We start from the raw sequence: 247 nt of genomic DNA, 5'->3' as shown, positions 1-247 counted from the left end.
AAACGATTCTGCCATCTTGTTTTTGATCCCAGATACCGTCCGGTTCAACCGAGTATCCTTTACCCCACCGGGTATCGAAGACATAACGCGCCTCGCCATCTTCATCTCGTGAAAATTCAGTAACACCTGTCAACAGGTCAAAATCCCAATCATTGGTCGGCGTATCGCCTCCCATAGGGCTTATCAGGTAAACACTGCCAATACTAGAGTTCCGCCATGGAGCATTTGCGAAAGCAAGAAATTCATG

1 protein-coding gene is annotated in these 247 nt (G+C 47.4%); it reads right to left on the bottom strand.

Annotated elements, in window-relative coordinates; genetic code table 11:
• Nucleotides 1-247 (bottom strand): hypothetical protein (locus tag KZZ04_RS20330; protein ID WP_219424052.1); only part of this gene is annotated, 247 nt, incomplete at both ends.

The sequence above is a fragment of the Pseudoalteromonas sp. CR1 genome, assembly GCF_019392235.1.
Classification (GTDB): Bacteria; Pseudomonadota; Gammaproteobacteria; order Enterobacterales; family Alteromonadaceae; genus Pseudoalteromonas.
The sequence above is the reverse complement of the archived record's forward strand: the minus strand, read 5'-3'. Positions and strand labels throughout refer to the sequence as shown.